This is a genomic window from Micromonospora sp. M51, assembly GCF_018070305.1.
GTDB classification, from domain to species: domain Bacteria; phylum Actinomycetota; class Actinomycetes; order Mycobacteriales; family Micromonosporaceae; genus Micromonospora; species Micromonospora parva.
The window spans coordinates 1-8,615 of the sequence record NZ_JAGPXZ010000199.1; the positions used below are offsets into that span (position 1 = coordinate 1).

Below are 8,615 nucleotides of genomic sequence, written 5' to 3' on the forward strand. Positions count from 1 at the left end.
GTGGGTGTGGTGAACTGGCCGAACATCTGGGGCCAGTCCTGCCAACCACGGTCGCGCTGCCACTGCTTGGTCCAGGTCAGCTCGGCCGGCCACCGGGAGGCCACCGTCACCGCACAGACCAGGCTGCCGTCCCAGGGGCTGCGGGCGCAGGTCGCCGAGATGATCCGCCGGTGCCAGCGGACGAAGCCCGGCGACAGCTCGGTGGCCAGCCGCCAGGCCGTCACCGCGAACGCCACCGGCGCGAAGTCGCCCCAGGTGTCGGCGAAGTCGTCGATCCGCCGCAGCACCTCGGCCTCGTACCGGCCGCGCCCCTCGACGCCGTGCTCGCGGTCGAACTGCTCGTCCAGCCAGAAAGCGCGCGGATCCGGCATCCTCAACCCCGTTTCGCCAGTGATGGTGTCCCGCACCCTCGAATCTAGGCGAATGTCGGGGTGTGGACGGCATCCTCACCGGTTGTCGACCCGCGCCGGAGCAGCCCGTCGGCTGCCGCCGCCGCAGCGGCAGACGCTTGACAAGGAGTGGGTTCCAGAGTGGACGATGCACCGTGCGCATTCTCGTGGTGGGTGGCAGCGGCCTGATCGGCGCTCACGTGGTGGACGTCCTGCGGGAGCGTGGCCACGCCGCGACAACTGTGGCGCGTACCGCCCAGTCGGGCGTCGACCATCTGCTCGATGTCGGGTCCGCCTCGATCGAGGACCTGCGGCAGGTGCTCGCCGGTCACGACGGTGTCGTGTACGCCACCCGCACCGACGAGCAACGGCCGCTGCCCAAGCCGATCTATCCGGAGTTCCGCCGCGACAACGTCGACCCGGTGGTACGCCTGTTCACCGCCGCCCGCCTGGAAGGTCTCACCCGGGGTGTGGTGATGGGCTCCTACTACACCTACTTCGACCGGCTCCACCCCCAGTGGCGCCTGGCCGAGCGGCACACGTACATCCGGTGTCGCCTGGAGCAGGCCCGGGAGGGGCGGGCCGCCGCCGGCGAGGGCCTGCCGGTCGCCGTCCTCGAACTGCCTTTCGTCTTCGGTCGGGCCGGCGACCGGCTGCCCAACTGGGCCGGTCCGCTGAACCGGTGGGCGCGCTCGCGTACCCCGCTGGTCGCCCCGGTCGGCGGCAGCGCCGCGGCCTCCGCGCGCAGCGTGGCCGAGGTCGCCGCCGACGCCCTGGAGCAGGCCAGCGGCGCGGACCTCCCGGTCGCCGACGAGAACCTCAGCTGGCACGACATGCTCGCGCGCATCGCCGCGGCGGTCGGCCGGCCCCGCCGGGTCGGCCGCCTGCCGGCCGGCGCGGCGCGGGCCGCCCTGCGACTCGGCGGTGCGGCGCAGGCCCTCGGCCGCAAGGAGTCCGGAGTGAACCCGACCTACCTGGGCGACCTGCTGCTCGCCGACCTGTTCATCGAGCCGACGAGTGGCCGCCCGCTGGACCCGGCGCTACGCGAGACCTTCCGGAGCGCCTGACCCTCCTTGGCGCCGATCACCCGGTGGTGGCGCCGCGAGGTCGACGAACTCGTGCACCAGCGGTGACCGGTTGTCCTCGGCCCAGGCCAGGCACACCTGGTTGGGGCCGAGGTCGGCGACGGGCACGTGAACGACGTCCGGTCTGGTGTAGAACGTCGCCGTCGACAGCGGCAGGATCACCGTCCCGACGTACGCGGCGACATGCTCCAGCTTCTCCTCGACGGAGTTCAGCGCGGGCCGAGGGCGAGGGTCGCTGTCGATGGGACGGTTCGGCAGGTCCCGCCACTCCGGCACCGCGTCCGGGTCCTGCAAGAGCCGTTCCCCGGCCAGCTCGGCGAGGTCGACCGACTCCTTGCCGGCCAGCCGGTGATCGGTGGGCAGGACGACGACGCGGGGTTCGCTGAACAGTGGCCGCAGGCGCAGGCCGCGCTGGTCGACCGGAAGCCGGACGTAACTGACGTCCGCGCGCCCGTCACGGACGATGTCGGCCTGGTCGTCGTAGGAGGTCCGGACGACGTTGACGGCCAGGTCGGGGTGTCGCTGGCCGATGGCGCGGGCGTCGGCGGTGACGAGCAGGCCGGGCATGAACGCGATGGTGAACGTCGGCCTGCCGTGGGCGGCCCGCTGCACCCGCCGCCGTAGGGCCTCCGCCGAGGCGAGCAGCGCACGGGCGTCGGTCAGCAGCTGCCGACCGGCCTCGGTCAGCACCGTGGAGCGGCGGTCCCGAACGAAGAGCTCGGCGCGCAGTTCGTGCTCGAACGCCCGGATCTGCCGTGACAGGACCGGCTGGGCGATGTGCAGCCGGGCGGCGGCCCGACCGAAGTGCAGCTCCTCCGCGACCGCCACGAAGTAGCGGAGCTTGCGCAGATCGACGTCCACAGCGCCCCCGTCCGGTTGCCGCTCCGGGCGGTTCCACGATACCCGACGGGTATGAGTGGAGTGATGCCCAACGGGCATCACAGGAGGTGAAAGAGGTCTTGGACGCGGACGTTCCCGGCGGAGCACGGTGGTAGCCGTCTCCACCACCCGACCCGGAAGGACACGGTCATGACCCTCATCGACAAGCGCGTCGTCGTACTCGGCGGAACCTCGGGGATCGGCCTCGCCACCGCCGCCCGCGCCGCCCGCGAGGGCGCCCAGGTCGTGGTCGCCTCCAGCAACCAGCGCAGCGTGGACCGCGCCCTGACGACCCTGCCGACCACCACCCAGGGGTACGTCGCCAACCTCACCGATCCCGGTGCGGTGTCCCGGCTGTTCCGCGACCTCGGCTCGTTCGACCACCTCGTCTACACCGCCGGTGAACCCCTCGCGCTGATGGCCGTCGACGCCCTCGACCTCGCCGCCGCCCGGACCGCCTTCGACCTGCGCTACTTCGGATCCCTGTCGGCGGTCAACGCGGCACTGCCGCACCTGCGCCCCGGCGGGTCGATCACCCTCACCACCGGCACCGCCAACCACCGGCCCAACGCGGGCTGGTCGGTAGCGGCCAGCATCACCGGGGCGATCGACGCGCTGGTCCGCGCGCTCGCCGTCGAACTCGCCCCGATCCGGGTCAACGCCGTCTCCGCCGGCGTGATCCGCTCACCGCTGTGGGACTCCCTGCCCGAAGAAACCCGAGAGCAGATGTACGCGCAGCTCAGCGAGTCCCTTCCGCTCGGTCGGGTGGGTGAGCCCGAGGAGGTCGCCGAGGCGTTCGTCTACCTCCTGCGGGCGACCTACGCCACCGGCACCGTGGTGACGGTGGACGGCGGCACCCTGATCTCCTGAGCCCGCCGTCGGCGGCGTGACGCCGCCACGATCCGCACTACTTCGCTGAGGCCCCGACAACAGTGAAGTAGTGCGGGTGGGGGCCGACCGACGGCGGCGTCAGCTGAGCTGTTCGGCCAGGCCGACGATGATGCCCTCGGGGCCGCGGACGTAGCAGAGCCGGAAGATGTCCTCGTACCGCTCCACCTCGCCGACCAGTTCGGCACCGTGGCCGCGCAGCCGGGCGACCACGTCCTCGATGTCGTCGACGGCGAACATGATCCGCCGAATGCCCAGCGTGTTCGCCGGCGCGTCCCTCGGTGCCGTGATGATCGCCGCCGGCCGGTGGAACATCGCCAACTCGACCTTGCCGTGGCCGTCCGGGGTTCGCAGCATCGCCACCTCCTGCCGGACGTCGTCGATCCCGATGACCCGCTCCACCCACCGCCCCTCGACCGGCCCCCGCCCCTCCACCTCCATGCCGAGTTCGACGAAGAACGCGATGACCGCGTCAAGGTCCTCGACCACGATGAGGACGTTGTCCATCCGCTGGATCGCCATGCCGGATCTCCCTGCTCTGCTGCGATCACGATGACCGCATCCTCCCCGAGGACGGAGCCACCCGGCGGTCTTCGACATTCAGAGCAGACCGTCTGCCGCGTCGCGGCTGTCGCACCGCTGGTACGGGACCAGATCATGAATGCGGACGGCACGCTCGCCGGGTGACGTGCGGTCACCGCATCTGGTGTGCCACAGCAACCGGGCTGTCGACCAGGGAGATACCGCAAGATCGGCAGTTGCGGCCGGCGTGCAGAATCGATCCATGCAGATATCCGACTGGATAGCCCTGGCAGGCACCGCGGGCGGCCTTCTGATGAGCCTGGCAGCAATTTTCGTAACTTATCATATTTATCACCTCCAAACCGAAGAGGCGAGGAGGAACGGACGTGATGTGGAAACCCCTGCGCTGCTCGCGCACATCCTGCGCCTGATCGAGATGATCCTGTCGATCATGCCCTCGGCGTGGAACGAATCGCGCAGGAAGCGAGGCCCGGACATCAGCGGACGACAGTGGACAAGACCCGCCCAGCCACGACATGTCCCGCCAGCGCCGCGACCACCGAAACGATCCGACGGCGACTCTCCACGTCAACGGTCAATCGCGCAACCCGAGAAAGACCGCGCGCACGCACCGGAACCAGCGGGCAGAGAGCCGACGGAACGCCCGTCCTACCAAGAACTCCTAGAAGAAATAGACAGAATGATGCCGTCCGATGAGCACGGGGAGAGGCACGATCCACCGAACCGTGAGCGTGACACCCCTGATTACGGCATCCCAGGGCCCTAACATCCTGCCCCAGTTGCGAAACTGGGGGCTGCGGCGTGCTGTCTGCCCGGCTGCCGCGAGGGAGCGGCAAGTGCAGTGGACCGACATCGGTCGCCAGCTGCCCGACGTTGGAGATCGTGGCACGTTGACGTTCGACGTCGACCAGTACGCCGCAAACCTGAGGCCCTTGGCCGAGCTGCGGCCCTGCGGTGACTAGTCCCGATCCCACTCCGTCGAGGCCGTGAGCACCAGCGGGATCGTGTCGACCAACTCTTGCGGTCCCTCGATCTGCCACGCACGTACGCAGCAGCCGCAGCCGCTCTCCGCGATTGAGGTCAACGACTCGCGATATCGCGCGATCCAGGCTTCGGCGTCGACCACCTCGCTGGGGATGTCGACGCGGGCCATCATGCTGAATCGAGACACAGCGACACCGTAGCGGGAACCAGGCCCCTGCGCGCTACCAGTGCCGACGCCATTCGAGGCCACCCCGATGCGCCACCGCCGGGGCGTCACCGCGCCGGACGTACAGCACATCATCCTCAACCCACCAGACGTCAGCGGCACGAAGAAGAACCGGACATGCCAACGTCAGGGCAAGGCGACAGCCGCCCGAGCTGCCAGGCAAGCCCTCCAGCCCGTCCACGAACACCGCCCGGCCAGCTGTGACGGGCTCAGTCTCCACGCCACCATCTTGCCGGTGCCCGTGTGGCCCGGCGACCCCTTGACCTTCAAGCGACAAACGGGGCTGATCAGCCGCAGCGGCGACAGGCGCATCCGCTGTCTGGCGTGCCGAGCATCAGCGTGAGCCCTTCCTCAGCCGCCATAACGGCACTGCCGAACTCCACCTGCGCGGCCGACACCGCCACCTCCCGGTCGTTGCCCGGCCAGAAGTGGGTGAGCATCAGGCGGCGGGCGCCCGCCCGACGAGCCCACCGACCAGCCTCGGTGGAGGTCAACAGGTTTCGGGTGGGACGGCTCGTCTCGCCGTCGCGGTCCGTCGCCTCGACGATGAACAGGTCAGCGTCACGTCCCAGCTCGGCCAGCGCGGGAGTCGGCCCGGTGTCCCCGGAGTAGGCCAGGACAATCCCGTCGGCCGCGATCCGGACGCCGGCGTTGGGCACGAAGTGCGGGAGAGACAGCCCGGTCAGGTCGAACGGCCCGACCCGGTACCCGCCGGGTAACGGGTGCAGGTCGAAGACCGCCTGTAGATCGACATCGGGCTCCAAGCCGCTGAGCCGGTCGAGCACGCCGGGCGGGCAGAACAACGGCAGCCGTGGCCCCCGGGTTGACCGTAGAACCGCATCCTGAACAGACCGTGCAGGTCGACGCAGTGATCCGGGTGCTCATGGGTGACGACGACAGCGTCCAGCACGCCGTCCGGCCAGTGTCCGAGCAGCCGCGGCAGCGTGGCATAGCCCAGGTCCAGCACCAAGCGGTAGCCGTCCCAGTCCACCGCGAAACCGCTGCAGGCGCGGCCGGGTTCGGGGAAGCCACCGCAACTTCCGAGCACTGTGACCTGTCGCATCTCGGCAGCGTCGCACCTGAAGGGCCGGCGCCGCATGCCCGGGCGGGACTGTCCCTTCCGGCTGTGCGCTGTCGGTTCACGGGTATCGCGGTGCGTCCCGTTGGCGCTCGTAGTCGGTGACCGTCGGGACGACGGGCAGCACGAGCAGCAGGACCAGGTACGCCACGCCGAGCAGCCCACCGGTGACCAGGGTCAGCAGCAGCACGACGGTTCGTACCCAGTCGACACGGAACTCGCCGTACGCCGCGACGCCGAGACAGATGCCGCCGAACCACGTGCCCTCGTTGATCCGACACCAGAACCGGCCACGCGACCTCCCCTGGGCGGACGGCGGCGCGGGGCGTGCCGGGCCCACCGGCCCCAGCTCGGCCAGGATCGCCGTCATCCGGGCACCGGTCACCGCGTCGTCGCCCGAGGCAGTGCGAGCGCTCAGCCGGTCGCCGATCGCTGATTCGAGGTCTCGGACGATCTCGTCAGCGTCCGGGTCGGTGCGCCGCGCGCGTCGCGCGTCGTCGAGGTACTGCCGCAGGGCGTCGCGCGCGTCGGGGGTAGCGGGGAAGGCCGCGACATACCCGGTGAGGCGGATGGATACCGGCTCGTTCATGAATCATCGTCCAATCGTGTTGATCATGAGGGTCAGTTCGCCCCAGTAGTCGCGGAACGCGGTGAGCTGCCCCCTGCCGGCATCCGTGAGGGAGAAGTACTTCCGGGGTGGCCCGGACGGCGACTCACGCCACTCGTGGTGCACGAGCCCGTCTCGACGGAGTTTGCTCAGCAGCGGATACAGCGTGCCCTCCTGGGCGGGAAAACCTGCCTGCTGTAGAGCGGCGAGGATCTCGGCCGCGTACCGCTGCTGGGACTCGACGGCAGCCAGGACGAGTGGTTCGAGCAGGCCGCGCCGCAACGCAACGAGCTTCGGATCGGGCTGCATACCACTACCTTGTCATGGCAAGGTACCTATCACAATGCCAGAGCGCGCGGCGTGCACACCACCTGACCACCCCTGGCGATCGCCCTACGGCGCGCGGCCAACCTCAAGGGCCGCCGTCAACTGGTCCAGCCCCAGCGAACCCAGCCCCAGCGCGTAGCGATGGAATGCGCGCCGGTCGCCGGGGAAGGACGAGCGGCCTGCCAGCCACACGCGCTCACCCACCTTGTAAGCCAGCGCCTGCCCTGGCCGGCCCAGGTAACGCGCAAGCTCGGCGGACGCGTACGGCCCCTGATGACAGCGGTCCCGCAGCAGCTGCAGCGCAGCATCCGGCGTCCACACTGCTCCGTCACCAGACGGCACCGGCAGCCGCAGGTGCAGACCGATGTCGAGCACGACCCGTGCCGCCCGCAGGAGCTGCATGTACAGATAGCCCAGTCGAGCACCCGGCTGGTCGTAGAGCCCGAGCTCGTCCATGAACCGCTCGGCGTACAGGGCCCAGCCCTCCTGGCTGCCGGCAAGGCCGCCGAGCAGGTTCAGCCGCTGTCCGAGGCCTCCCCGGCAGACCTCGGAGCCGAGGTGGAGGTGGTGCCCGGGAACGCCCTCGTGATAGGCGGTGCTGTACGCGTACCAGGTGGGGAAACTCGTCGCGTCCTCGAGGACGGACCACCAGACCCGGCCCGGCCGCGCCACGTCCCGCGACGGCCCGATGTAGGCAATACCGGACGACGTGGTCAACCGCGACTCGATGCGCCGCAGCGGGGCGGGAATGTCAAAATGTACGCCGTCCAGTCGCTCGGTGGTGGCCTCCAACAGCTCCTGCAACCACCCGCCGAATGCCTCCCTGCTGTGCAGCGTGCCAGGCGCGTCGGGGCTGGCGAGCCAGGCGAGCACCTCGGGCACGCTCGCGCCCAGGGCCTTCGCTTCCGCGATCAGTTCTGCCTCTGTCGCTCGGAACTCGTCCCAGCCCCAGTCGTACAACTCGCGCAGATCAGGGCGGGCCGCGAGGAAGGTACGCACCCAGAGTGCGTACCGCTGCTGACCGAACGCCTCCTCCTCAACGGCCCGTGGTGCCAGGTCTGCGGGCAGCATCTCGGCCAGTCTCTGGTACGCCGCTCGCGCGCCCGTCGCTGCGGCCTGCAACGACGCCCGCTGACGCCCATCGCCGTAGCGATCCACCAAGGCGACATCGTCGTCGATCCAGGTGCGACAGCGCTGCGTGACCAGCTCCACCTGACGCCGGGCCGGCACATTGCCGCGCTCCGCGGAAAGCAGGAGGCTGCGGGCGTACCCGTCCAGGGCCGTGGGGATCGCGGCCAGGCGTGCGCAGACACGAGCCCAACCCTCCTCGAAGGCCGCGCCCTCGGCGCCGTGGCCCGGAACCGCGGCCTCGACGGCCTGGCGGATGAGCTGGAGCGGACCGGTGGCCGCCGCGTGCAGTTCGCGCAGGTCCTCCCCGGCGTCATGCACGGCGATCCGCGCACTCAGCCGTTCGGCGAGGTGGGCGTGCAGCGCGGTCGCGGCCGGCAGTGCGTCACCCACGGTCTCGAGTTCGTGCAGGGCGCGGGCCGCGAGGTCGGCGCGGGCCTGGTGGCCCTCCGGGCTGTAGTCGGTAAGCCCGTCGACATCC

At 70.2% G+C, this 8,615-nt stretch carries 10 protein-coding genes and 1 pseudogene; 3 read left to right on the plus strand and 8 right to left on the minus strand.

Going from position 1 to position 8,615, the window contains the following annotated elements:
* Nucleotides 1-371, minus strand: a pseudogene (locus KBX53_RS13295) (hypothetical protein); the annotation flags it as partial.
* Nucleotides 372-544: 173 nt separating this feature from the next.
* Here KBX53_RS13295 and KBX53_RS13300 point away from each other — a divergent pair.
* Complete coding sequence (locus KBX53_RS13300) at nt 545-1,456, plus strand: NAD(P)-dependent oxidoreductase (RefSeq protein WP_210859493.1); 912 nt, start codon at nt 545-547, stop codon at nt 1,454-1,456.
* On the opposite strand, the gene KBX53_RS13305 is transcribed toward KBX53_RS13300, so the two are convergent.
* Nucleotides 1,430-2,335: a LysR family transcriptional regulator gene (locus KBX53_RS13305; RefSeq protein ID WP_210859494.1), complete on the minus strand. Its 906-nt coding sequence runs from the start codon at nt 2,333-2,335 to the stop codon at nt 1,430-1,432. The two genes, KBX53_RS13300 and KBX53_RS13305, sit on opposite strands and share 27 nt — an antisense overlap.
* Before the next feature lie 168 nt (nt 2,336-2,503).
* On the opposite strand from KBX53_RS13305, the gene KBX53_RS13310 reads away from it, so the two are divergent.
* Complete coding sequence (locus KBX53_RS13310) at nt 2,504-3,223, plus strand: SDR family oxidoreductase (RefSeq protein WP_210859495.1); 720 nt, start codon at nt 2,504-2,506, stop codon at nt 3,221-3,223.
* Between the two features lie 99 nt (nt 3,224-3,322).
* On the opposite strand, the gene KBX53_RS13315 is transcribed toward KBX53_RS13310, so the two are convergent.
* Entirely contained in the window at nt 3,323-3,763 is a 441-nt protein-coding gene (locus tag KBX53_RS13315) for a VOC family protein (protein WP_210859496.1), read from the minus strand.
* A gap of 262 nt (nt 3,764-4,025) precedes the next feature.
* Here KBX53_RS13315 and KBX53_RS13320 point away from each other — a divergent pair, with 262 nt between their 5' ends.
* Nucleotides 4,026-4,550, plus strand: coding sequence for a hypothetical protein (locus KBX53_RS13320; RefSeq protein ID WP_210859498.1), 525 nt, complete (start codon nt 4,026-4,028; stop codon nt 4,548-4,550).
* Between the two features lie 192 nt (nt 4,551-4,742).
* On the opposite strand, the gene KBX53_RS13325 is transcribed toward KBX53_RS13320, so the two are convergent.
* The 5 genes from KBX53_RS13325 to KBX53_RS13345 form a co-directional block, all read right to left on the minus strand.
* Nucleotides 4,743-4,955, minus strand: coding sequence for a hypothetical protein (locus KBX53_RS13325; RefSeq protein ID WP_210859500.1), 213 nt, complete (start codon nt 4,953-4,955; stop codon nt 4,743-4,745).
* A 326-nt stretch (nt 4,956-5,281) separates the two neighbouring features.
* Nucleotides 5,282-5,779 (minus strand): MBL fold metallo-hydrolase, encoded by a 498-nt coding sequence (locus KBX53_RS13330; RefSeq protein ID WP_309140765.1) that lies wholly within the window; start codon nt 5,777-5,779, stop codon nt 5,282-5,284.
* 354 nt (nt 5,780-6,133) lie between these two features.
* Entirely contained in the window at nt 6,134-6,661 is a 528-nt protein-coding gene (locus tag KBX53_RS13335) for a PspC domain-containing protein (protein ID WP_210859508.1), read from the minus strand.
* A 3-nt stretch (nt 6,662-6,664) separates the two neighbouring features.
* Entirely contained in the window at nt 6,665-6,988 is a 324-nt protein-coding gene (locus KBX53_RS13340; protein WP_210859510.1) for a PadR family transcriptional regulator, read from the minus strand.
* A gap of 84 nt (nt 6,989-7,072) precedes the next feature.
* On the minus strand, nt 7,073-8,615 hold a 1,543-nt coding region (locus tag KBX53_RS13345; protein ID WP_210859512.1), incomplete at its 5' end, for a DUF885 domain-containing protein.